Source organism: Trueperaceae bacterium, assembly GCA_019454765.1.
Taxonomy (GTDB): domain Bacteria; phylum Deinococcota; class Deinococci; order Deinococcales; family Trueperaceae; genus JAAYYF01.
Map to the genome: position 1 here is coordinate 77,957 of JACFNR010000005.1, position 20,992 is coordinate 98,948.

Here is a 20,992-nt window from a genome sequence, read left to right on the forward strand (position 1 = left end):
GCGCGGGAGCCCGCTGCGCGGGAGCCCGGCGCGCGGGAGCCCGCTGCGCGGGAGCCCGCCGTGCGGGAGCCCGCCGTCCACGTCACGGCCCGCGCCGCTCCCGCCCACTTGGCGGCCCTCACGCCACACCCTGGCCTCGATCGCTTCCGGCCACCCGCCCGGCAGCTCGCCGCCCTGGTCGACATCGCCGCCGACCCTCGCGGCCGCGTGGTGGTGGCCGAGACGAACGGCACGCTGGTGGGCTACGTCGCCTTCCACCCGCCCACCGAGGTCGAGTCGTGGGGCGCGGACGCCACCGGCCAGCTCGTCGAGTTGGGGGCCGTCGAGGTGGCGCCCGGCTTCCGCGGGCAGAACATCGCCAACCGCCTGTTGGCGGCAAGCTTCGCGGACGGCGGTTACGACGACGCGGTGGTGTTCGCCACCCTGTACTCGTGGCACTACGACCTCCAGCGGGCCGGCATGTCCGACCTCGCCTACCGCCGCATGCTGGAGCGGCTGTACCGAGGCGCCGGCCTCGAGGTGTTCCCGACCACGGACGAGGAGGTCCGCAGCAGCGCCGCCAACGCCCTGATGGCTCGCATCGGCCCGCGCGCACCGGCTGCGGTGGTGGCGGAGTTCCACCGCCTGCGCAAGGCCCAAAGGGAGCCGCCGCCGGGCGCCTGGTAGCATCGGCGCCAAGAGGAGACTGCCATGCTGGTGAACGAGATCATGACCCGCCAGGTCGTCGCGATCGGGCCCGACACGCCTATCCGCGACGTGCAGCGGCTCATGGAGCAGCGCAACATCAGGCACTTCCCCATCCTGGAAGAACGCAGCGGCGGCGGGGCCGACCGCCTCGTCGGCATCGTCTCCGACCGCGACCTGAGGCTGGTTGGCGCCGATCACCCCCGCGCCAAGGCCGACGTCGGCGCCCTCGACCCCGTCAGGTCGGTCATGGTGGCGCCGGTCCTCGTCGCCCACCCCGAGGACCCCATCGAGGAGACCGCCAAGACGTTGCGCGACCACAAGATCGGCGCCATGCCCGTGATGGACGACGGTCGCCTCGTGGGCATCGTCACGGGGATAGACATGCTCGACGCCCTCATCAGCATGTCGGGCGTGCGCGGGGCCTCCAGCCGCCTCGAGGTCGAGCTGGTGGATCGCCCCGGCGCGCTGGCCGGACTGCTGGACCGCGTCGCGAGCCGCAACGTCAACGTCTCGAGCGTCATGACGTCGCGCGCCGACGAGGGGAGCGTCGCGTTCGTGCTCAGGGTCGGCACCGCCGACGGCCACGGCCTCGCCAGCCACCTGCGCGGCCTCGGCTACAACGTGCTCTGGCCTCCCGAGGCGCCGGAGGCGTGACAGCGGGTGGAGGGGTGGCCTTCGTCCACGACCCGCGCCTGTCGCGTTACGAGCTCCACCCCGATCACCCCTTCAAGCCCCTGCGCCTCGAGCTGACCCGCTCGCTGCTCGAACACGTGGGCCTGCTGACGCCGGCCGAGGTGGTCCCGCCGGTCGAACTCGACGAGGGCGCGCTCCTGGCCGTGCACGACCCCGGTTACGTCGCCGCCGTCAAGGCGGCCTCCTTGGGACGGCCGGGCGCTGAGGCGTCACGCCACGGGCTCGGCACGGCCGACAACCCCGTCTTCCCGGGCATGCACGACCTCGTCTCCCTCGTCTGCGCGGGCACCGTCGCCGCCATGGACGCGGTGGTGGAAGGTCGGGCCCTGCGCGCCGTCAACCTGGCCGGCGGACTGCACCACGCCCTGGTCGACCGCGCCTCCGGCTTCTGCGTCTACAACGACCTGGCGGTGGCCATCCGTCGCGTCGTCGACCGCCACGGTCTCAGGGTGGCCTACCTGGACCTCGACGCGCACCACGGCGACGGGGTGCAGTGGTTGTTCTACGACGACCCCGCCGTCATGACCATCAGTCTCCACGAGTCGGGCCACTACCTGTTCCCCGGCACGGGCCACACCTACGAGACCGGCAAGGGCGCGGGCCGCGGCCTCTCGGTCAACGTCCCGCTCGAGCCGTTCACCGAGGACGGGTCCTACCTGGCCGCGTTCGAGGCAGTCGTCCCGGCCGCGCTGCGGGCCTTCGCGCCCGACGTGATCGTCTTGCAGGCCGGCGCCGACGCCCACAGGCTCGACCCCCTTGCCGACCTGGCCCTGACGCTGACGGGGATGGCGGCGGCGTACCGCCGCACGGTCGAGCTGGCCGACGAGCTGACCGGGGGCAGGCTCGTCGCCACCGGCGGCGGCGGCTACGACCCCTACCGGACGGTTCCGCGCGCCTGGGCGCAGCTGTGGGCGGCGCTCACCGTGCGGAGCGTCCCGGCCGAGCTGCCGCGCGCCTGGGCGGACGAGTGGCGCGAGCGCCTGCCGAGCGGCGTGGAGCTGCCGCGGCGCGCGCTCGACGGGCCGGACGACTACCCCCCTCAACCGAAGAGGGCCCAGGTCACGCGCCGCAACCAGGTGGTGGCCGACCGCGTGCTCGACGCCCTGACGACCATCTGGCGCGACACGGGCCTCTCGACCGGCGCGGCCGGGCGGGGAGCCGCGGCGCGGTAACCTCGCGCCAGAACGGAGGCAACGGGATGCGCATCGGCTTCATAGGCCTGGGGACCATGGGGGCCCCCATGGCGGCCAGGCTGCTCGCGGCGGGCTTTCAGGTGACCGTCCACAACCGCACGCGCGCCAAGGAGGAACCGCTCGCGGCCCAGGGCGCCCTCCGGGCGACGAGCCCGCGCGCGTGCGCCGAGGGCCAGGACGTCGTCTTCACCATGGTGTCGGACACGCCGGACGTCCAGGCGACGGTGCTTGGCGACCAGGGCGCCTCGGAGGGGATGGCGCCAGGTAGCGTCCTGGTCGACATGAGCACCATCAGCCCGACGACCACGCGGCGCATCGCGGCCGCGCTCGCGGAGCACGACGTCGCGATGCTCGACGCCCCCGTGTCGGGCGGCAGCGAGGGTGCGAGGGCCGGCACGCTGTCGATCATGGTGGGCGGCGACGCGGACGCCCTCGCGCGCGTCCGTCCGGTGCTGGAGCAGCTCGGGAAGCTCGTGACGCACGTCGGCCCGGTCGGCAGCGGGCAGGTGGCCAAGGCCGTGAACCAGGTGATCCTCGCGGGCGCATACGCCTCGGTGGCGGAGGGCATGGCTCTCGCGCTGAAGGCGGGCATCGACGTCGACGCCGCCCTGACGGCGTTGGGCGGCGGCGCCGCCGGCTCGTGGGTGCTCGCCAACCGCGCCCGCAACATGCTCGCGGGCGACTACCCGTTGGGGTTCCGCACGCGCCTGCACCGCAAGGACCTCGGCATCGCCCTTGGCGCCGGCCGCGACCTGGGCGTCAGCATGCCGGTGGCGGCCTACGTCGAGCAGCTCGAGACGAGCCTCGTCGCCCGGGGGCTGGGCGACGAGGACGTTTCGAACGTGGCGCGGATCGTGCGGGAGCAAGCCGGCCTGGACGACGGGCGGGGCTGACCTCAGGCGGGGCGGCGCGCCACCACCCAGACGCGCTCGGCGTCGACCGGCGCCGGGGCCCGGTCGGGGAACGCCACGACCTCCACCTCGACGAAGCCCGCCTCCGCCAGCAGGCGCCGCAGGGCGGCCTCGTCGTAGCCGCGCTCCCGGTGCACCTCCGTGAAGGTGCCGTCTTCCGTCCGGCAGAACGCCGCCACGGTGACCACCCCCGTGACCTCGTCGTAGTCGTGGCTCCACCGGTAGTAGACGTCGTCCGCCCACCCCTCCGCCACGCCGCCCTGCCACAGCTCACGCAGGCCGACCGGGGTGTTCACGTCGAACACGAAGGCGCCCCCTGGCAGGAGGTGCGCCCTCACCCGGGCGAGCGCGGCCGCGAACGCGGCGTCGGTCAGGAGGTTGTTGAGGGCGTCGAACACGGAGTAGACGAGCGAGAAGCGCCGGCCCAGGCTGAAGGTCTCGAACTCTCCCCGCGTGAAGGGCACCGCGGGCAGCTTGCGCCTGGCGACCGCCAGCATGGCGGCGCTCGCGTCGAGCCCCTCGACGTCGTAGCCGCGGCGCCAGAGCGGCAACGTGGCGTTGCCCGTGCCGCACCCGAGGTCGAGCACGGGGCCGCCGGCAACCGACGCCTGCCCGGCCAGGTCCACCACGAAGTCGGCCCAGTCGTCGTACTCGACCTCGGCCATGATCGTGTCGTACACGCCAGCCAGCAGCGTGTAGGGCGCGGCGAGGTCCTTGGGCGCGTCCGCTGTCATGAGGACCGATGATACCGTCCGCCTAGGACAGCACGGGTCCCGCTTAGCCCCTGGCCGGGTGCGGCGCCGCCCCGCGTACCCTGAAGGCGTCGCGCCCGCGGCCGACTCCCGCCCCCGCGGTCGGCCGCGGGTCCGGCCCACCCGCCACCGCGCGGGCGCCGCGCGGGCGCCACGCGGCACGCACCTACCCTCACCCGGCACCTGGTAGCGTGGAGCCATGATCGGGGTAGACCTGGGCACCACCAACGTCAGGATCCACGTGAAGGGCAAGGGGGTGCTCCTGCGGGAGCCCGCCGTGATCGCGGTGGTGAAGGGGACGACCGACATCAAGGCCGTCGGCCAGGAGGCGTACAGGATGCTCGGTCGCACGCCGGGGAACATCACGGCCATCCGGCCCATGGCGGACGGCGTCATCGCCGATTACACCCTGACCGAGCGGATGCTGAAGGCGTTCATCCGCAAGGTCCTCACCGGACCCTCCCGCTTCATCCGGCCGAACATCATGGTCTGCATACCGTCGGGCATCACCGACGTCGAGCGGCGCGCCGTCGTCCAGGCCGTGCACGAGATCGGGGCGCGCAAGGCGTTCCTCATCGAGGAGCCGGTGGCGGGCGCCATCGGCGCCGGCATCGCCATCGCCGAGCCCGTCGGCTCCATGGTGATCGACATCGGTGGCGGCACCACGGACCTCGCCATCATCAGCCTTGGCGGCATCGTCGTCTCCAAGAGCCTCCGCATCGCCGGCAACACGTTCGACCGCGACATCATGGCGCACGTGAAGGCCAAGCACAACCTGCTCATCGGCGACCGCACCGCCGAGGAGATCAAGCGCGAGATCGGCGCCGCCAAGATCGTGTCGGAGAGCGACCGCCAGAGCATGGAGGTCAGGGGCCGCGACCTCATCGACGGCATGCCGAAGAGCGTGACGGTGACCACCGAGGACGTCGTGCTGGCGCTCAAGTCGTCGCTCGAACGCATCGCCGAGGGCATGCGCAAGGTGTTGGAGCAGGGTCCGCCAGAGCTCGTGTCGGACGTCATCGAGCGCGGCATCGTGCTCACGGGTGGCGGGGCGCTCCTGCGCCACCTCGACAGCTACCTCTCAGGCATCACCGCCATACCCGTCGGGGTGGCGGCCAACGCCGCCGACTGCGTCGTGCTGGGCACGGCCCAGGCGCTCGACCTGGTCCACGTCCTCAAGGACGCTCACTTCGAGCAGACGCGCTGACCCGCGCCGCGCCGTCGTCCGCGGCCGCCGCCTTGGCCAGGCGCCCCACCGCCACGAAGCCGAGCGCGTAGGCGAGGGCCAGCAACACCACGAGCAGGTACAGGGGCGCTCCCCGTTGCTCGGTCGCCAACGCCAACGCGACGAACCAGCTGACGCTGCCGTATAGCGACGCCACCACGAGCGCGGCGGTCAGCGCGGCCCGACGCCCCGTGATCTCGTGCAAGCGCGCGAACACCGCACTGGCCACCACCAACTCGACGATGGCGAACAGGACCAGCACCCAGGTAAGGATGGCGTTGGGGCGCGGCGTCACGCCGCCGGCCAGGAGGCGCACGGCGACGGCGACGAACGTGGCGAGGACGAGCTGCGCCGCGAACGCGGCGACGAACGCCAGCCGCAGCACGGCGAGCGCCCCTGCCCGCGTGACGGGCGCGTTCAGGTAGCGCCGAACGGGCCGCATCACGCCCGCGCGCTCACGCCGGCGGGGCGGTTCAGTACCCGGCTTCGTGCTCCGGCTCGACGGTGTTGCCCGCGAGCCACGTCGAGACGACCACGAAGAACCCGGCGAACACGAAGGCAGAGCCCAGGATGATGACCGAGTTGCGGCCGATGGCGATGAACTCTTCCACCTTGACCTCCAGGCGCGAGTCTACCGCACGGCGCCCTGCCTGGCGGGGAGCAGCTCGCCGGGACCCGCCGGCGCCGGGCGGGTGCGGCGCGCGAAGCGCGTCGTCATCAGGACCGCCGAGGTGGCCAGCCCCGCGACCATCCCGAACCACAACCCGCGCGGGCCGACACCGGCCCAGAACGCCAACGCCAGGCCCAACGGCATGCCGACCAGCCAGTAAGACACGAGGGTGTAGAGCATGGGGACGCGCGTGTCCTTCAGCCCGCGAAGCGCCCCGACCGCCGTGACCTGCACCCCGTCGAAAAGCTGGAACAGCGCGGCGATGGACAGGAAGGCGACGGCCACGGCCACCATGGCCTCGTTGGCGGGCTCGGCCACGTCCGTGTAGAGGCCTATGACGAGCCGCGGCGCGAACCTGAAGAGCAGCGCTGCCAGCGCCATCGCCGCCACGGCCACCGTCAGCCCCATGAAGCCGGTGCGCCTCACGGCGGGGCCGTCCCCCCGTCCGGCCGCCTGCCCTACCAGCACGCCCGTGGCGATGGCCATCCCGAGGGGGATCATGAAGGTCATGGAGGCCGATTGCATCGCCACCTGATGCGCCGCGAGGACGTCGTCCCCGAACCGGCCCATCAACAGCGCAGACACGCTGAACAGCCCGACCTCCAACCCCGTCGTCATGCCGATGGGCCAGCCCACCCTGACCACCTCGCGCATGAGGTCGGGCCGCAACCGTCTCATGCCGGCGACGACCCTCCTCTCCGGGTAACGCCAACTCACCAGCAGGAGCACGAGGGCGAACATGACGCCGTACACCGTGGCCGTGGCGAAGCCCGTGCCGACCACGCCGAGTGCCGGGAATCCCAGATGCCCGAAGATGAGCACCTCGCACAGCCCGACGTTCAGGGCGACCCCGAGGAACGCGATGACCATGATCGGCTTGGCGTCGCCGTTCCCCTCCAGGAAGCCGCGCAGCGCCTGGAAGGCCAGGTAGAAGGGGTAACCGAACGAGATGGCGCGCAGGTAGCCCGCTGCCAGGCGGGCCGTCTCCGGCTCGAGACCGAGGCCGGCGAGAAGCGGCCCGATCGTGTTGAAGACCACCAGGCCGGGCACGGAGAAGACGAGCGCCAACCAGAGCGCCTGCGACGCGACCTGGCCCGCCTCGTCGCGCCGCCCCGCGCCGACCGCCTGCGCCACCAGCGGCCCAACGGAGAAGAGGACAGACGAGGTCACGATCGAGGTGGTGAAGAAAGTGGTGGCGCCCAGCGCCATCGCGGCGAGCGCACCCGGACCCAAGCGCCCGACCATCAGGGTGTCGACGAAGCCGAGGCCGTTCTGCGCGAGCTGCGCCAGCACGAGCGGCCCCGCCAGGCGCAGCAACCCAAAGAACTCGCTCCTGCGCCACGCCGCCACCCGCTCAACATAACCGGCCGGCCCCCGCGGTACCATGACGGCCATGCGGATCCTCGTGGCGGTGGCGGCGGTTGCGGCGGTGCTCGTCGTGGCGGGGGCGGCCCTGTGGGCCCTCGGGGTCGGCCCGTTCGAGCGCGCGCCGAAGGAGCCGCCCCGCCCCAGCCTGTTCGACGCGGGCGTCGTGGCCGACCCCGCCGCGGTAAGCGCCGCCATCGCCGCCGGGGCCGACCTGCACGCGCGCGACGCGGATGGCTACACGGCGCTGATGGCGGCGGTGCGCGGCAACGCCCCCACCGCCACCCTCGACGCCCTCCTCGCCGCCGGTGCCGGCATCGACGACGTCACGGCCAACGGCTCCACCGCCCTGATGCTCGCCGCCGCGGCGGGCACGCCGGCGCAGGTCATCCACCTGCTCAACGCGGGCGCCGACCCGACCCGGGTCGACGTCGAGGGTCGCCACGCCGCCGAGCTGGCGCGTCAGAACGCGACCGTGCGCACCTCCGGGGTGTTCCCGCGCCTGGTGGAGGCGGCCGAGCGGCCGTTCCGAGCCGGTTGGCCGAGCGGCTACGTGGTGCCCGTTACGGGCGCCACCATCAGCTCGCGCCGGAGCCACCTGCCCGGTGCGCCCCGCGCTTACCGGAACGGCTACCACGAGGGCTTCGACTTCTACAACGGCACCGTCAGCGTCGACATCGGTTACGGCACGCCGATCCTGGCCGTCGCCGACGGCGTGGTGGTGCGCGCGGACCACGACTACGTCGAGAACGACCAGGCCGCCTACGACGCGCTCATCGCGGAGGCGTCGCGCGGCCTCGACACCCCGCCCGACGTCCTCGACCGCCTCCGTGGCCGGCAGGTGTGGGTCCGCCACGCGGGCGGCTTCGTGACCCGCTACGCTCACCTGGCGGCCGTGGCGGAGGGGGCCACGGTCGGCAGCGCTGTCCGGCAGGGCGACGTGATCGGCACCACGGGCAACTCGGGCACGATCGAGGCCGCGCAGGGCACCCACGACGACCCTCACCCGCACGTGGAGGTCTGGCGCCCCGACGGGACCTTCCTCGGTTCCGGCATGGAGCCCGAGGAGATCTGGGCGCTGGCGGCGCAGGTGTTCGGCACGGCCGCGCTGCCGCCCTACCACGACTGACCCACCGCCGGGTCACCAGGGCAGGTTGAAGCCCCCCATGCTCGAGTTGCGGTAGTACGCCTCGATCTCGGCCGGGATGGTGGAGACGTCGTCGACGACCTTGAACAGGTGCAGGTCGCCCTCCGAGATGGTGCCGGCGCGCTGGAGCGTGCCCTGGAGCCACTGCAGGAGCCCGCGCCAGAACTCGACCCCCACCAGGTAGACGGGGAACGGCTTGATCTTGTGCGTCTGGATGAGCGTGAGCGCCTCGAACAGCTCGTCGATGGTGCCGAAGCCGCCCGGGAAGACCACGAAGGCCGTGGAGTACTTGACGAGCATCACCTTGCGCACGAAGAAGTACTTGAACTTGAGGGTGTCCGTCTGGTACGGGTTTGGCGCCTGCTCGTGTGGGAGGTCGATGTTCAGCCCCATGCTGCGCCCCCCCTCGTCCATCGCTCCGCGGTTCGCGGCCTCCATGATGCCGGGCCCGCCGCCCGTGAGCATCGTGTAGCCGTCCTTGGCCAGGGCGCGTCCCAGGCTGCGCGCCTTGTCGTAGAGCTCGGTGTCGGGCTTGAGGCGCGCCGACCCGAACACCGTGACCGCCTTGCCGACGTCGGCCATCTCCTCGAACCCCTGGACGAACTCGCCGATGATGCGGAACATCCGCCAGGTGTCCTCCGCCAGGGCGTCGATGACGTACTGCTTCTCGAAGCCGTTCATGGCGCCAGCCTAACCAGTGAGCCGCTCGAGCAGGTCGAGCAGCGGCGCGAGGGTGGGCTCGAGCGCGTCCGGGTCCGCGGCGGCCAGCGTGGCGGCGTCGTGCGTGCCCCAGGTGACGGCGTAGGTCTTCAGGCCCGCCGCGCGGCCGGCCTGCAGATCGGCGACGGTGTCGCCGACCATCCAGGCGCCGGGGCGGCCGACGGCCGCTAGCCCGCGCAGGATCACGTCGGGCGCGGGCTTGGCCGGGAAGCCCTCCGTGCCCTGCACGTGGTCGAGGAGCGGCGCCAACCCCACCGCCGCGACGAGCTCCCGCGCCGAGTCCGGCCGCTTCGTCGTGGCGACCACGCGGGCGTAGCCGCGGCGGCCCAGTTCGGCGAGTAGCTGCGCCACCTCCGGGAACACCCGGGTGCGGTCGACGAGGTGCCTGGCGTAGCGGGCGCGGTACGCGGCGGCGAGCTCCGGCAGCCGCGCGGCGGGCGCGAACGGCGCGTACATCTCCCCGAGCGGACGGCCCACGAGGGCGCGAGCCGCCTCGCGGGCCGGAGCGGGCAACCCCACGGCGGCGAAGGCGGCAAGGAAGCTGTCGAGGATGTCGTCGAGCGAGTCGACGAGCGTGCCGTCGAGGTCGAACACGATGGCGGGTCTCTCGGTCATGCCGCGAGTATCGCAGACGCTCCCGCGCCAGCGTGGGGCGTCACGCGCGAGAGCCTGGCCGGACTCGCCGCCGCGCGCCGGCGAGTCGCCGGCGGGTCGCCGACCTCAGTGCCGCAGGTAGGCGACGGTCACGCCGTGGCCGCCCTCGTAGGGGACGGCGTCCTCGAAGCGCTCGACCGTCCTGTCGGACTTCAGGTAGTTGCGCACCGCGTCGCGGAGCGTGCCCGTGCCCTTCCCGTGCAGGATGCGCACCGACTCGAGCTTCATGGCGTGCGCCTCCAGCAGGAAGTCGCGGAGCAGCTCCAGCCCGGCCTCGACGCGCTCCCCGCGCAGGTTCAGCTCGGCCGGCAGGGCAGGGGCGGCCGGGGCGACGGGCCGCTGCTTGCCCTGCGTCGAGGGCTTCACCGCCACCGGCCGGCAGTCGCCGGCGTCGACCTCGACCTTGACGAGACCGAGCTGCACCACGAGGTGGTCGCCGCGCCGCTCCAGGACCGGGCCCTCCGCGCCGTAACTCTCGACGAACACGCGCGCGCCGAGCGCGAACGGGTCCTCTGCCGGGGCGGCGGCCCGGGCGGCGGCGCTCGCACCTCGCGGCGCCGCGTCGGCGCCGCTTCGCGCGCCCTGCGCCACGGCCCGCGCCTGGCGCCTGAGCTTGCCGATCTCCTCCAGGGCGCGTGAGCGCGAGGTCGGCTCCTCGCGCGCGCTCCGCTTGAGGCGCGCCGCCTGCTGCATGGTGTCCTTCAGCAGCTCGTCGGCGCGCTGGGCGGCCGCGGCCATGAGCGCGGCCTCCCCCGCCCGCAGCCTGGCGATCTGGTCGCGTAGCAGCTCCGCCTCGCTCACGGCGCGGTCGTTGGCCGCACGCGCCGCGGCCAGTTCCCGCTCGAGCTCCTCCCTGCGGTCCTCGAGCGCCAAGAGGAGGCCCTCGAGGCGCTCCCCCTCCGGCCCGAGCAGGTCGGCCGCCCGCGCCAACAGGCGCCCGTCCAGGCCGAGCCGTTCGGCGATGGCGAGGGCGTAGCTGCGCCCCGGTTGCCCCATCACGAGCTGGTAGGTGGGCGCCAGCGCCTCGAGGTCGAAGCGCATGGCGCCGTTGACCACGCCGGGCGTCTCGGAGGCGAAGACCTTCAAGGGCGCGAGGTGCGTGGTGATGAGGCCGCGCGCGCCGGAGGCGACGATCCGCTCGAGGATGGCCTGTGAGAGCGCGGCGCCCTCGTCGGGGTCGGTGCCAGAGCCGAGCTCGTCGACCAGCACCAGCGTGTGCTCGTCGGCCGACTCCGTTATGGCGCGGAGGTTCTTCAGGTGACCCGCGTAGGTGCTGAGGCTCGCCTCGATGCTCTGTTCGTCGCCGATGTCGCAGAGTAGGGCGCTGACGCGCGGCAGGAGCGGCGGCGTGGCCGCGTCGGCCGCGACGAAGAGGCCCGCGTAGGCCATCGCGGCCGCCACGCCCACCGTCTTGATGAGCACCGTCTTGCCGCCGGCGTTCGGGCCGGTGACGACCAGGAGCCGCTGGTCGGCATCGAGGTCGATGTCGTTCGGCACGCACCCCTGCACGAGGGGGTGGCGGGCGCCCCTCAGCCGCACCCGCCCGGCGGGATCGAAGGCGGGTCGCGCGAGGCGCCAGTCCTCGGCGAGGCGCGCACTGGCGTTGACGAGGTCGAGCTGCGCGACCACCTCCAGGCTCCCGTCGAGGCGCGGCTCGTCGGCGAGCCGCCTGCCGAGCGCGAGGAGGATGCGCCGCACCTCGTCGCGCTCCTCCATCTCGAGTAGCGCCAGCTCGTTGTTCAGGTCCACGACGGAGGCCGGCTCGATGAAGACGGTGGCGCCGGAGTCGGAGCGGTCGAGCGCCAGCCCCGGTACCCTACCCTGGTGGTTGGCCCTGATGGGGATGACGTAGCGCTCGCGCCGCAAGGTGATTATCGGGTCCTGGACGTACTCCGCGTACTGCTCCAGCAGGCGGGTGAGCCGCTCGCGGATGCGACCGCGCATCGGGTTGAGGCGGCGCCTGATGTCGTACAGCTTGGGCGTGGCGTCGTCGCGGACGTTGCCGTCTGGGTCGAGCTGCTCGCGCACGAGGCGGAGCACGCCGTCGAAGGTGCCGATCTCGAGCGCCAGCTCGCCCAGCGCGGCGCGCTCTGACGTCAGGATGGCGCGTCGCAGGGTCGCCGCCCCGTCGAGCGTGTAGGCCACGCTCAGCACCTCTTGGCCGCTCAGCATGTGCCCCTCGCGCACGCGCCGCACGAGCGGCCGCACGTCCTCGATCCCGCCCAGGGCGAGGTAGCCGCCGTCCGCCACCTCCTGCACCCGGTCGAGCGCCCTCTCGGCCGCCGCCTCGCCTTGGTGCGGCACCAGCGCCAAGGCGAGCTCGCCACCCATGAAGGTCGCGGTCCGCTCCGCGAGGGCGGACCTCACCCGGTCGAAAGAGAGCTTCTCCAACGTGGGGGCCGAGGCGAGCACGACCTCCCAGTATAAGGGGTCGGCCCTGATACGCTCCTTGGCGTGACCCCTCGAGACCCGAGCGGCGCAGGTGGCCCCGCGGCAGGCACGAGTGTCGCGCTCGCACCGACCCCGCCATACTCGTGGCGCCAGACGGTGGCCGCGCTGGCAGGGTGGGAGGCGGCGCCGGACCGAGGTCGGCAGTCCCAGGACGGCGCGTGGCTGCTACCAGTCGCCGTCCCGGGCACTCCCCGCGCCGTGACCGTGAAGCTGAGCGCGCCGGGCGGCGACGGGCGCCTCGTCGCCACGGTGGCGGGCTCGCTCCCAGCGCAAGACGCGGTCCGAGTCGCCGAGGCCATCACCCACCGCCTCGCCCTCGACCTGCCTACGGCACCGCTCCTGGCGGCCGCGGAAGGCGACCCGCCGTTCGCGCCGGTGGCCGCCGCCCTGCGCGGCTTCCACCCGCCGCTCGTCACCAGCACCTTCGAGGCGGCCTGCTGGACCGTCGTGAGACAGCGGACGCCGCCCGCCTTCGCCCACGCCACGATGGAGCGCCTCGCGGCCTTCCTCGGCCGCGAGGTCCCGCCGGGCGACGGCGGCGCCCCCCTGCGCCTCTTCCCCGTCCCCGCCGACCTCGACGACGCGGCCCGCCCGGCGCTCCTCGCCGCCACCAACAACCTCCGGAAGGTGGAGCGACTGCGCGGCCTGGCAGACGCGTTCCTCGGAGTCGACGAGGCGTGGCTGCGCACGGCGCCCTACGACGAGGCGTTCGCGTGGCTCGTCCGCCTGCCGGGCCTCGGACCGTGGTCGGCGGAGCAGGTCCTGTGGCGCGGCCTCGGGCGCTACGAGCGGGTGCCGTGGCTCGACACGGGCGCGCTCGCCGCGGTGGGCGCCGTCTACCTTCGCGGCCTCACGCCGGCCAAGGGCACCGCACGCGAGCTTGCCGAGCGCTACGGCTGGTCGCAGGGGCTGTGGCTGCGCTACCTGAAGGCCTACCCTCGGGCCGTCGGGAGCGGCGGCGGGGCGCCTGCGTGACTGGAGCCGTCAGCGGCCGCCGTCGCCCCCGTCGGAACCGGGCGTGGCCGTCGCCTGGATGGCCGTGAGCGCGATGGTGTAGACGATGTCGTCGACGAGCGCCCCGCGCGACAGGTCGTTGACAGGGCGCCGCAGCCCCTGCAGCATCGGGCCGACCGACACGACGCCCGCCGAGCGCTGCACGGCCTTGTAGGTGGCGTTGCCGCTGTTCAGGTCCGGGAACACGAGGACGGTGGCCGTGCCGGCCACCACGCTCCCCGGCGCCTTGCTGGCGGCCACGCTGGGCACGGTGGCGGCGTCGTACTGCAGCGGACCGTCGAGCACCAGGTCCGGGCGGCGCTCCCTTGCGATGCGGGTGGCCTCCCGCACCTTGTCGACGTCGGCCCCCTCGCCGGAGCTGCCCGTCGAGTAGCTGAGCAGGGCAACGCGCGGTTCGATGCCGAAGGCGGCGGCCGAGTCGGCGGACTGGATGGCGATGTCGGCGAGTTCGTGCGCGTCCGGATCGGGGTTGACGGCGCAGTCGCCGTACACCAGCACCTGGTCCGGCAGGCACATGAAGAAGACCGACGACACGAGCCGGGCGTCACGATGGGTCTTGATCAGCTGGAGCGCGGGCCTGACCGTGTTGGCCGTGGTGTGCAGCGCGCCCGACACGAGGCCGTCGACCTCGCCCTGCGCCAGCATCATCGTGCCGAGCACCACGTTGTCCCTGAGCTGGTTGCGGGCACCGTCCGCCGTGAGCCCCTTGTGGCTGCGCAACCCCACCATCGGCTCGACGTAGCGCTCCCTGAGCGCGTCGGTGGGCTCGACGACCTCGACGCCCACGTCGAGTGTCACCCCCTGCGCCTCGGCGACGCGCCGGACCTCGTACGGATCGCCGAGCAGGACGCAGGTGGCGATGCCGCGCGCCCCGCACTCCGCCGCGGCCCTCACGGTCCGCGGCTCCTCGCCCTCCGGCAGCACCACCCGCTTGCCGGCGGCCTTCGACAGCTCGACCAGGCGGTGCAGGAACGCGGGCGGCGACAGGCGCAGCGCGCGCTCGCCGCCCACCATGGAGCGCAGGGCCCCGACGTCGAGGTGACCGGCCACGGTCGCCATGACGCGCTCCATCCGCTCCACGTCGTCGCTGGGGACCTCGAGGTTCATGGCGGCCGCCTTGGCGGCGGTGACGTAGGAATCCGTCGGGACGCTGAGGAGCGGCAGGCCGGTGCCGATGGCCCTCTCGCAGAGCTTCATGACGTTGGCGTCCGGCGCCATGTCGCCGGTGAGTATCAGCCCGGCCAGCGGCACGCCGTTGAGCGCCGCCATGCACACGGCCAGGATCACGTCGTCGCGGTCGGCGGGGGTGATGAGGAGCGCGTCCGGCCGCAACCGGTGGGTCATGTGAGCCACGGTGCGCGCCACCAACGAGACGTCGACCACGCGCCTCGTCGCCAGCTCCCCCTCGCTGAGCACCGTGGCGCCCAGGTGCTTGGCGACGTCGAGGGTGCGCGGCGAGACCATGGCCGGGCTCCACGGGATGGCGCCCAGCAGCGCGAAGCCGGGGTGGCGGAACACCTTGAGCTCGGCCCGCAGCGTCTCCCCGTCGAGGGCAACGGCCGGGCGGCGGATGCCCGTCCGGGTGGCGCCGACGACGTCTACCAGGGGGGCGTTGAGCTGGTTGACGACCACCCCGAGGACGTGAGGGCTCGCCGTGCCGCCGAACGGCTGCGCCGCCAGCTCGAGCCTATCGTCGAGCGCCCGCAGGCTCGGCTGGGGCGTGGCCACGAGGATCACCTGGCAGTCGAGCGCCCTGGCCATCTCGGCGTTGAGATCGTCGAGGCCAGGGTGGTCGGCGGTGGCGGCCAGCCCCTCGACCACCACGACGTCCGCGGCGTCCGCGGCCGCCTCGAAGCGCCCGACGAGCGCCTGTAGCAGTTCCGACCGGCGGCCGGCCGTCAGCAGCCCCTCCGCCTCGGCGAACGCCAGCGGCGCGCCGGGCACGATCCTCGCGCCTCGGCGCACGAACTCCGTGGAGCGCTCGGGCCCCACGTCGTCGCCGGGTTGGCGGATCGGCTTGAGGAAGCCGACGCGCAGGCCGCCCTGCTCGAGGGCCCTGACGAGCCCGAGGCAGACGGACGTGAGGCCGACGCCCGGCCCCGTTGGTACGACGAAGAAACCGCGTGCAGATGCCATCGTCACGATCGCCGCACAGGCGGCGCCTCCTGCCCCACCTTACGCTCGCGCCGCGCGGGCGCGGAGGGACCCTCGACCCGGCGCCGCTCGGGAGGCGACGACGCGCACGAAGTGCCACACCGCCAGCGCCCGTCCTGCCCTAGAATGGCGCACCGGACGCCAAGCTACGGCCACCGGCGTCCTGGAAGGAGCCGCTGATGTCGGACCAGGTCCCTCCCGGAAGGAGCACCGACCCTGGCGCGGCCGACGCGGGTGCGCCCCTACCGCCGGTGAGTCCGGGCGCGGCCGACGGGGCCGGCGCCCCGCCGGAACCGCACGCCGCGAGCACGCAGAAGCCGGACGTCGGCAAGCGCGTCATCGCCTACATCATCGACGCGGTGGTGGCGGGCGTGCTGAGCTACGTGCCGGTCATCGGCAGCCTGCTCGGGTTCGCCTACATCCTCACCCGCGACGGCTTCTCGTTCGAGTTCATGGACGGGCGCTCGCTCGGCAAGAAGCTCATGAAGCTGCGGCCCGTGCGCGACGACGGCGGCGCCATGGACATCACCACCTCCATCAAGCGCAACTGGACCCTGGCGCTCGGCTCCCTCGGTTACCTCGTCGTGTACGCGCCGTTCCTGGGGATCATCGCCCTGTCGCTCCTGCTGACCCTGGTGGGCGCGGTGGTGGGGATCATCGAGATCTACCTGGTCCTCACGGCCCCCGACGGCCGGCGTTACGGCGACCGTTTCGCCGGCACGCACGTGGTGGAGACCGACTCGTAGGCGGCCGCGCCTAGCGGTCGCCGCCGAACTTCTCCTGGGGCGACGCCGGTCGGCGTCGCCCCAGACCCAGCTCGCGGATGGTGGCGATGGTGACCACGCGCCTGCTCATCGCGGCCGCGAACACGATCATGGCCGCCAGCAGCAGGAAGCCGCTTGCCAAGAACCCCACCCGAGCCACCCCCGACAGGGTGGAGCGCCACCACGGTTCGCACACCACCCGGAGGACCAGGCCCGACTGCAGCAGCAGGAAAGTGACGCCCTCCCAGCCAGACTGCTTGATGCCGCCGGGCCTTGGCAGCATCCAGAAGGCCACGCCCATGACCATGCCCAGGAAGAAGCCGATCAGGCCCATGTGGGCGTGGGTGGGCCTGAAAGGGCCCGCCAGAGCCGGCCACAGGCTCACGGCAACGCCGAGCATGGCGGTGGCGACGAGCCAACCCAGCGCGGCGCGCAAGAAGGCGACCTGCCAGTTGCTCACGTCGGAATGGTAGCCCGCCCGTCGAAGACGACGCGAGCCGCCCGGCAGCTGCCGCGGCGGCCCGCGATACGACGGTTACTCAGTTGACCTTGCCGATGCGCACGCGCCAAGTCTCGGGGCCCTGCTCGAGGTACTCCCACTCGACGGTGCCGGCCCGCTCAACCTGGAACTGGTAGTAGAGGGGCTTGGGGTCGTGGTCGTTGATCAGCTCGAACGACTGCCCGGCCGGCAGCTCGTCGAACGTCTGGAACAGGAGCGGGTGCCGCTCGCGCGGCGGGACCTTACGGACGTCTATCTGCTTCATCGTTTCCTCCTTCGGCCCACTTGATGGCCCCGGTGGGGCAGTTGGCCATCGCTTCTATGGTGAGGCTGGTGACGGGCACGTGCGCCGGGTCCTCGCGGCTTCCCGGGGCGATCTCGTCACAGATCCCGCATTCGATGCAGGCATCGGCGTCGACGTACATCTCGCTCGGCCTAAGAGCCACGCTTGCCCCCCAACTGCCTGACGCCCACGACCTTGAACGTGCCGGCGCCGGCGACCAGCGCCTTGCGCGAACCGGGTGCGATGTGGACCACGTCGCCGGGGCCCACCTCGTGAACCTCGTCGTCTTCCCTGACCACGCCGGTGCCCTCGAGCACGGTGAAGATCGTCTCGGCCCTGTCGTTGTCCGGCGCGACGATCTCCTGACCGTTCTGCAGGCAGAGGAGCATGACGGCCATCTGGTCGCCGACCTTGAGCGGCCGCGGCACCGGGCCCCGTTCGGAGAAGCGGGCCACCTGGGCGGTCCTGAAGAGGGCCACCTCAGGCGCCCCGGTCGCCGCGATCGGCCGCGTCCGGTTCCGCGGCCCCGGCCTCCGCGGCGAGGGGCGCGCCCGGCGCGCCGGCTGCCGGCGCCGGCTCCTCCTGCGGCACGTCGGCGTCGGGGCCGTGACCCCGCGCGCCGCGGCTCAACCGGTCGGGCACGCCCAGGCCGGTCAGGGCGGCGAGCAGCGCCTCCTGGTCCGCGGCGTCGAGCGAGCGCAGTCGGAACGCCTGCGCCAGGTTGACGGTGTGCGCCATGGCCCACCGCAACGGCGCCTGCGCCAGCAGCGTGAAGCCGTGCTCGATGAGGGCGCCGAGGGCGTCGGCGTGCGCGTCGATGATGGTCGAGACCCGCGCCTCGAGCAGCGCCTTGCGCTCCGCCCCCGAAGGGGCCCTCGGCGCCTGCGCCGGCGCGCTGTCGCGTCCGTTCTCCTTCACCACGGCCCAAGCGTCGCAAGGCGGCGCCGTCGCCCACCATGACGTAGGTCATTGGCCCCGCCGCGCCGCACGGTCGAAGCTGAGGCCATGGCCGAGACTTTCCTCGACAACCGCGGGCTCGAGCCGCCCAACCCGATGATCCGCACGCTTGAGATCCTGGAGACCATGGCTCCGGGCGACGTCCTCGTGATCCACAACGACCGCGTGCCCATCTACCTCCTGCCGCAGCTGGCCGACGAGGGAGCCGAGTACGAGGTGCTGGAGCAGCCAGACGGCAGCGCGCAGGTGCGGATAACCAAGGGGGCCTGACCGGCCGTGATGCCACGTCTGGGGGCCGACGGCGCGCCGCCGGTCCTACCGATCGCGTCCCTGGTGCTCGGCGCGGCGGCCGTCGCCGCCCTCGGCCTGTTCGTGCTGCTGGATCCCGCCGCGCTGACGGGCTACCTCGGCACGCCCCGCGTCGTGGCCCTGAACCACGTCTTCACGCTCCTGTTCGTCGGCATGGTGTTCGCCGGCACGCTGCAGCAGCTGCCGGCCGTCATGTTCGTCACGCGGCTCGTGTGGCCGCGCCTAGGGTGGCTGACCCTGCCGCTTCTCCTCGCGGGCAGCGTCGCCGTCGTCGTCGGCTTCGCCACCGGGTTCGCACCCGCCTGGCTGGCGCCGGGCGCGGCGGCGGTGAGCGCCGCCTGGGTGCTGATGCTCGTGCAACTCGTCGGCACGGCGCGGCAGCGCTGGCCGAAGGACGCGGGCAGCCACGCGCTGCTGCTCTCCGCCCTCTTCCTCACCCTCGCGGTCGCGCTGGGTTTCGTCCTGGCGGCCGCCCGCACGACCCCGGCGCTGGCCGCGCGGGTCGGTTACCCGGTGCAGCTCCACTTCACGATCGGCCTCTTCGGCGCCTTCCTGCTTGGCATCGTCGGCTCCGGCCAGAAGCTCCTCTCCATGTTCGCCCTGTCGAAGGGCGGCGCGCAGTGGCGCGTTCGGTGGGCCACCGTCGCGGTGACGGCGGCGGTGGCGGCGGAGGCCCTGGCGGCCTTCGCCCGCTTGCCGCTGGTGACCGTGGCGGAGCTGCTCTTAGCCGCCGGCTGCGCCCTGCAGGCGTGGGAGGTGCTGGCCATCCTGCGCAGGCGCCTCCGCAAGCGACTCGAGGCGCCCATCCGCCGCTACGTGCTGGCGCACGCCTTCCTGCCGGCGGCGGGCCTCGCCCTGCTCCTCGGCAGGGGGGACGCCGCCGTCATACTGTTCCTGGTCGGCTTCGTGGGCCTGGCGGTGAGCGGCATGCTCGTCAAGATCCTGTCGTTCCTCACCTGGACGTGGCAGTTCGCGGCCGCCACCACGGGCGGGGTCTCTGGTGGGGCGCCGCTACTGCGCGACCTCGTCAAGGACGAGCTCGAACCGATCGTCACGTGGGGCCTGACCCTCGCTGCCGTGGCGCTGGCCGCCGCCACGGTGTGGCGCGCCGACGTGCTGGCCGTGCTCGCCGGGGGCGCCATGCTGCTGGCGGGCGCCGCCCTCTTCGCGCAGTCCTGGCACGTCGTGGTCGTGACGGTGCGTTCCAAGCGGCGGCTCGCCGCGGCCGCCGCCGCGAAGTCGACCCGCGGCAAGATGGAGGACGCCCACGCATGACCGTGACCGAGTTCACCGAGATCAACGCCGCCGTGCCGGCACGCAACGTGCTGGAGGCCCTGCACGCCGTGATAGACCCGGAGCTCGGGCTCGACATCGTCAGCCTCGGCATGGTCTACACGGTGGCAGTCGTCGACTCGCACGTGGCCATCGAGATGACCCTGACCACGCCGGGTTGCCCGCTGCACGCCAGCATCGACGCCGACGTGCGTCACTGCCTCGGCCAGGTGCCGGGAGTCGGCGAGATCAGCGTCGACCTGGTGTGGGACCCGCCCTGGACGCCCGACTCGATGACGCCCGACGCCAAGCGGTCGCTGGGCTTCTTCTACTGACCCTGGCGCCGGGAAGGCCGGCTCAACGCCCCGCCGAGTTGGCCATCTCCAGAAGGAGCGGGCGGTTGAGGCCGGTGACGGTGCGCCCCTGCAGCTCGATCGCGCCGCCGGCGTGCAGCCGCGACAGGTTGCGGCTCACGAGCTCCGGCACGGTCCCGAGCTGCGACGCGATGGCGCCGTTGGTGTCCAGGACGAACGGCACCCCCGCCTCGGCCACCTCGACGAGGTAGCGCGCCAGGCGGTGCACCACCTCCTGGAACGAGATCTGCTCGACCAACGCCACCAACCGGCGTAGGCGGCGGCCCAGCATGCCCATCAGGTGCAGGGCCACCTCCGGCCGCTCCCGCAACACGCGCTGGAAGCCCGCCTGCTCGAGCCACAGCACCTCGCTGGCCTCGGCGGCCTCCGAGCTCGCCGGGTAGGGGCCGCCGTCGAGCGAGACGAGCTCCGCCACGGCGTTGAAGGGGTGCTCGACCGCCAGGACGACCTCGCGCCCGCTGGCGGGCGAGATCACGTAGACCTTCACCCGGCCGCTGACCACGACGGCCAGGCCCTTGGCCGTCTCCCCCGCCATGAACAGGGGCTCGCCGGCCGCCAGGCTCCGCCGCCGCGCCACCCCGGCCAACGCGTGCAGGTCGTCCTCGTCTAGCTCGGCGAACAGGGGGCAGCGGGCGAGGACCTCCGCGTCGGTCAACGGCATGCGCCTACGCTAACCGCTGGCGTCGACGCGGGTGACGACCGGCTTGACGGGGTTAGCATGGCGAGCGCCGCCGGGCGGGGCGGGCCGTCGCGGCCGGGAGCCGACCGAGTCGCGACCCAAGGAGGCGACCGGTGGCGAGAACGAGTTGGCAGCGCACGCTCTTCGTCATGTTCGTCGCGCAACTGCTCGCCTCCATCGGCTTCTCGACGATATTCCCGTTCCTACCCAACTACGTGG

24 protein-coding genes are annotated in these 20,992 nt (G+C 73.0%); 11 read left to right on the plus strand and 13 right to left on the minus strand.

The features are described 5' to 3' along the window. Positions 1 to 60: 60 nt before the first annotated feature. Genes H3C53_02880 through H3C53_02895 form a run of 4 tightly spaced genes read left to right on the plus strand, consistent with a single transcriptional unit; the run spans position 61 to position 3,466 of the window. Positions 61 to 666 carry a GNAT family N-acetyltransferase gene (locus tag H3C53_02880; GenBank protein ID MBW7915622.1) on the plus strand — a complete coding sequence of 202 codons (606 nt, stop codon included), beginning with the start codon at positions 61 to 63 and terminating at the stop codon, positions 664 to 666. A 24-nt stretch (positions 667 to 690) separates the two neighbouring features. After that, on the plus strand, positions 691 to 1,341 hold the full coding sequence (locus H3C53_02885; GenBank protein ID MBW7915623.1) for a CBS domain-containing protein: 651 nt from the start codon (positions 691 to 693) through the stop codon (positions 1,339 to 1,341). 14 nt (positions 1,342 to 1,355) lie between these two features. Further along, complete coding sequence (locus H3C53_02890; protein ID MBW7915624.1) at positions 1,356 to 2,552, plus strand: acetoin utilization protein AcuC; 1,197 nt, start codon at positions 1,356 to 1,358, stop codon at positions 2,550 to 2,552. A gap of 26 nt (positions 2,553 to 2,578) precedes the next feature. Continuing rightward, entirely contained in the window at positions 2,579 to 3,466 is an 888-nt protein-coding gene (locus H3C53_02895) for an NAD(P)-dependent oxidoreductase (GenBank protein MBW7915625.1), read from the plus strand. A 2-nt stretch (positions 3,467 to 3,468) separates the two neighbouring features. On the opposite strand, the gene H3C53_02900 is transcribed toward H3C53_02895, so the two are convergent. Then, a complete protein-coding gene (locus H3C53_02900) occupies positions 3,469 to 4,218 on the minus strand; it encodes a class I SAM-dependent methyltransferase (protein MBW7915626.1) in 750 nt (249 codons plus the stop codon). A 217-nt stretch (positions 4,219 to 4,435) separates the two neighbouring features. On the opposite strand from H3C53_02900, the gene H3C53_02905 reads away from it, so the two are divergent. After that, the gene (locus tag H3C53_02905) at positions 4,436 to 5,443 is read left to right on the plus strand and encodes a rod shape-determining protein (GenBank protein MBW7915627.1); all 1,008 of its coding nucleotides are present in this window, start codon (positions 4,436 to 4,438) and stop codon (positions 5,441 to 5,443) included. Here the strand turns inward: H3C53_02905 and H3C53_02910 are convergent. Genes H3C53_02910 through H3C53_02920 form a run of 3 tightly spaced genes read right to left on the minus strand, consistent with a single transcriptional unit; the run spans position 5,412 to position 7,526 of the window. Further along, positions 5,412 to 5,906, minus strand: coding sequence for a hypothetical protein (locus H3C53_02910; GenBank protein ID MBW7915628.1), 495 nt, complete (start codon positions 5,904 to 5,906; stop codon positions 5,412 to 5,414). The two genes, H3C53_02905 and H3C53_02910, sit on opposite strands and share 32 nt — an antisense overlap. Positions 5,907 to 5,934: 28 nt before the next feature. Further along, the gene (locus H3C53_02915; protein MBW7915629.1) at positions 5,935 to 6,072 is read right to left on the minus strand and encodes a hypothetical protein; all 138 of its coding nucleotides are present in this window, start codon (positions 6,070 to 6,072) and stop codon (positions 5,935 to 5,937) included. A gap of 20 nt (positions 6,073 to 6,092) precedes the next feature. Then, positions 6,093 to 7,526, minus strand: coding sequence for an MATE family efflux transporter (locus H3C53_02920; GenBank protein ID MBW7915630.1), 1,434 nt, complete (start codon positions 7,524 to 7,526; stop codon positions 6,093 to 6,095). On the opposite strand from H3C53_02920, the gene H3C53_02925 reads away from it, so the two are divergent. Further along, complete coding sequence (locus H3C53_02925; GenBank protein MBW7915631.1) at positions 7,525 to 8,625, plus strand: peptidoglycan DD-metalloendopeptidase family protein; 1,101 nt, start codon at positions 7,525 to 7,527, stop codon at positions 8,623 to 8,625. The genes H3C53_02920 and H3C53_02925 overlap by 2 nt on opposite strands. A 12-nt stretch (positions 8,626 to 8,637) precedes the next feature. On the opposite strand, the gene H3C53_02930 is transcribed toward H3C53_02925, so the two are convergent. From H3C53_02930 to H3C53_02940, 3 genes are all read right to left on the minus strand, one after another. Continuing rightward, positions 8,638 to 9,324: a TIGR00730 family Rossman fold protein gene (locus tag H3C53_02930; GenBank protein MBW7915632.1), complete on the minus strand. Its 687-nt coding sequence runs from the start codon at positions 9,322 to 9,324 to the stop codon at positions 8,638 to 8,640. 9 nt (positions 9,325 to 9,333) lie between these two features. Continuing rightward, on the minus strand, positions 9,334 to 9,978 hold the full coding sequence (locus H3C53_02935) for an HAD family hydrolase (protein ID MBW7915633.1): 645 nt from the start codon (positions 9,976 to 9,978) through the stop codon (positions 9,334 to 9,336). Positions 9,979 to 10,083: 105 nt separating this feature from the next. Then, positions 10,084 to 12,429 carry a Smr/MutS family protein gene (locus tag H3C53_02940; protein MBW7915634.1) on the minus strand — a complete coding sequence of 782 codons (2,346 nt, stop codon included), beginning with the start codon at positions 12,427 to 12,429 and terminating at the stop codon, positions 10,084 to 10,086. Between the two features lie 237 nt (positions 12,430 to 12,666). Here H3C53_02940 and H3C53_02945 point away from each other — a divergent pair, with 237 nt between their 5' ends. Continuing rightward, positions 12,667 to 13,443: a DNA-3-methyladenine glycosylase 2 family protein gene (locus tag H3C53_02945; protein MBW7915635.1), complete on the plus strand. Its 777-nt coding sequence runs from the start codon at positions 12,667 to 12,669 to the stop codon at positions 13,441 to 13,443. Positions 13,444 to 13,452: 9 nt separating this feature from the next. Here the strand turns inward: H3C53_02945 and pta are convergent, their stop codons facing one another. Continuing rightward, positions 13,453 to 15,618, minus strand: coding sequence for a phosphate acetyltransferase (gene pta, locus H3C53_02950; GenBank protein MBW7915636.1), 2,166 nt, complete (start codon positions 15,616 to 15,618; stop codon positions 13,453 to 13,455). A 197-nt stretch (positions 15,619 to 15,815) separates the two neighbouring features. Between pta and H3C53_02955 the strand changes: the two genes are divergently transcribed. Further along, positions 15,816 to 16,382, plus strand: coding sequence for an RDD family protein (locus tag H3C53_02955; protein MBW7915637.1), 567 nt, complete (start codon positions 15,816 to 15,818; stop codon positions 16,380 to 16,382). A gap of 10 nt (positions 16,383 to 16,392) precedes the next feature. On the opposite strand, the gene H3C53_02960 is transcribed toward H3C53_02955, so the two are convergent. The 4 genes from H3C53_02960 to H3C53_02975 form a co-directional block, all read right to left on the minus strand. Further along, positions 16,393 to 16,800, minus strand: coding sequence for a hypothetical protein (locus H3C53_02960; GenBank protein ID MBW7915638.1), 408 nt, complete (start codon positions 16,798 to 16,800; stop codon positions 16,393 to 16,395). A gap of 139 nt (positions 16,801 to 16,939) precedes the next feature. Continuing rightward, positions 16,940 to 17,164 (minus strand): DUF2249 domain-containing protein, encoded by a 225-nt coding sequence (locus H3C53_02965; GenBank protein MBW7915639.1) that lies wholly within the window; start codon positions 17,162 to 17,164, stop codon positions 16,940 to 16,942. A gap of 170 nt (positions 17,165 to 17,334) precedes the next feature. Then, entirely contained in the window at positions 17,335 to 17,661 is a 327-nt protein-coding gene (locus H3C53_02970; protein ID MBW7915640.1) for a cupin domain-containing protein, read from the minus strand. 1 nt (position 17,662) lies between these two features. After that, a complete protein-coding gene (locus H3C53_02975; GenBank protein ID MBW7915641.1) occupies positions 17,663 to 18,103 on the minus strand; it encodes a hypothetical protein in 441 nt (146 codons plus the stop codon). Positions 18,104 to 18,187: 84 nt separating this feature from the next. Between H3C53_02975 and H3C53_02980 the strand changes: the two genes are divergently transcribed. The 3 genes from H3C53_02980 to H3C53_02990 are packed head-to-tail and all read left to right on the plus strand — an operon-like array spanning position 18,188 to position 20,055. After that, complete coding sequence (locus H3C53_02980) at positions 18,188 to 18,409, plus strand: DUF2249 domain-containing protein (GenBank protein ID MBW7915642.1); 222 nt, start codon at positions 18,188 to 18,190, stop codon at positions 18,407 to 18,409. Positions 18,410 to 18,418: 9 nt separating this feature from the next. Continuing rightward, positions 18,419 to 19,723 carry a hypothetical protein gene (locus H3C53_02985; GenBank protein MBW7915643.1) on the plus strand — a complete coding sequence of 435 codons (1,305 nt, stop codon included), beginning with the start codon at positions 18,419 to 18,421 and terminating at the stop codon, positions 19,721 to 19,723. Continuing rightward, positions 19,720 to 20,055 (plus strand): metal-sulfur cluster assembly factor, encoded by a 336-nt coding sequence (locus tag H3C53_02990; protein ID MBW7915644.1) that lies wholly within the window; start codon positions 19,720 to 19,722, stop codon positions 20,053 to 20,055. The genes H3C53_02985 and H3C53_02990 overlap by 4 nt, the downstream gene beginning before the upstream one ends. Positions 20,056 to 20,077: 22 nt before the next feature. Here the strand turns inward: H3C53_02990 and H3C53_02995 are convergent, their stop codons facing one another. Continuing rightward, complete coding sequence (locus tag H3C53_02995) at positions 20,078 to 20,755, minus strand: Crp/Fnr family transcriptional regulator (GenBank protein MBW7915645.1); 678 nt, start codon at positions 20,753 to 20,755, stop codon at positions 20,078 to 20,080. Positions 20,756 to 20,992 lie beyond the last annotated feature (237 nt).

Bases quoted from the DNA above. Each gene is read 5' to 3' on its own strand.
- H3C53_02960 (MBW7915638.1), bottom strand. From the start codon at position 16,800: ATGCTCGGCGTTGCCGTGAGCCTGTGGCCGGCTCTGGCGGGCCCTTTC.
- H3C53_02965 (MBW7915639.1), bottom strand. From the start codon at position 17,164: ATGAAGCAGATAGACGTCCGTAAGGTCCCGCCGCGCGAGCGGCACCCG.
- H3C53_02980 (MBW7915642.1), top strand. From the start codon at position 18,188: ATGGCCGAGACTTTCCTCGACAACCGCGGGCTCGAGCCGCCCAACCCG.
- H3C53_02935 (MBW7915633.1), bottom strand. From the start codon at position 9,978: ATGACCGAGAGACCCGCCATCGTGTTCGACCTCGACGGCACGCTCGTC.
- H3C53_02955 (MBW7915637.1), top strand. From the start codon at position 15,816: ATGTCGGACCAGGTCCCTCCCGGAAGGAGCACCGACCCTGGCGCGGCC.
- H3C53_02905 (MBW7915627.1), top strand. From the start codon at position 4,436: ATGATCGGGGTAGACCTGGGCACCACCAACGTCAGGATCCACGTGAAG.
- H3C53_02990 (MBW7915644.1), top strand. From the start codon at position 19,720: ATGACCGTGACCGAGTTCACCGAGATCAACGCCGCCGTGCCGGCACGC.
- H3C53_02920 (MBW7915630.1), bottom strand. From the start codon at position 7,526: ATGGCCGTCATGGTACCGCGGGGGCCGGCCGGTTATGTTGAGCGGGTG.
- H3C53_02930 (MBW7915632.1), bottom strand. From the start codon at position 9,324: ATGAACGGCTTCGAGAAGCAGTACGTCATCGACGCCCTGGCGGAGGAC.
- H3C53_02995 (MBW7915645.1), bottom strand. From the start codon at position 20,755: ATGCCGTTGACCGACGCGGAGGTCCTCGCCCGCTGCCCCCTGTTCGCC.
- H3C53_02900 (MBW7915626.1), bottom strand. From the start codon at position 4,218: ATGACAGCGGACGCGCCCAAGGACCTCGCCGCGCCCTACACGCTGCTG.
- H3C53_02885 (MBW7915623.1), top strand. From the start codon at position 691: ATGCTGGTGAACGAGATCATGACCCGCCAGGTCGTCGCGATCGGGCCC.
- H3C53_02985 (MBW7915643.1), top strand. From the start codon at position 18,419: ATGCCACGTCTGGGGGCCGACGGCGCGCCGCCGGTCCTACCGATCGCG.
- H3C53_02925 (MBW7915631.1), top strand. From the start codon at position 7,525: ATGCGGATCCTCGTGGCGGTGGCGGCGGTTGCGGCGGTGCTCGTCGTG.
- H3C53_02895 (MBW7915625.1), top strand. From the start codon at position 2,579: ATGCGCATCGGCTTCATAGGCCTGGGGACCATGGGGGCCCCCATGGCG.
- pta (MBW7915636.1), bottom strand. From the start codon at position 15,618: ATGGCATCTGCACGCGGTTTCTTCGTCGTACCAACGGGGCCGGGCGTC.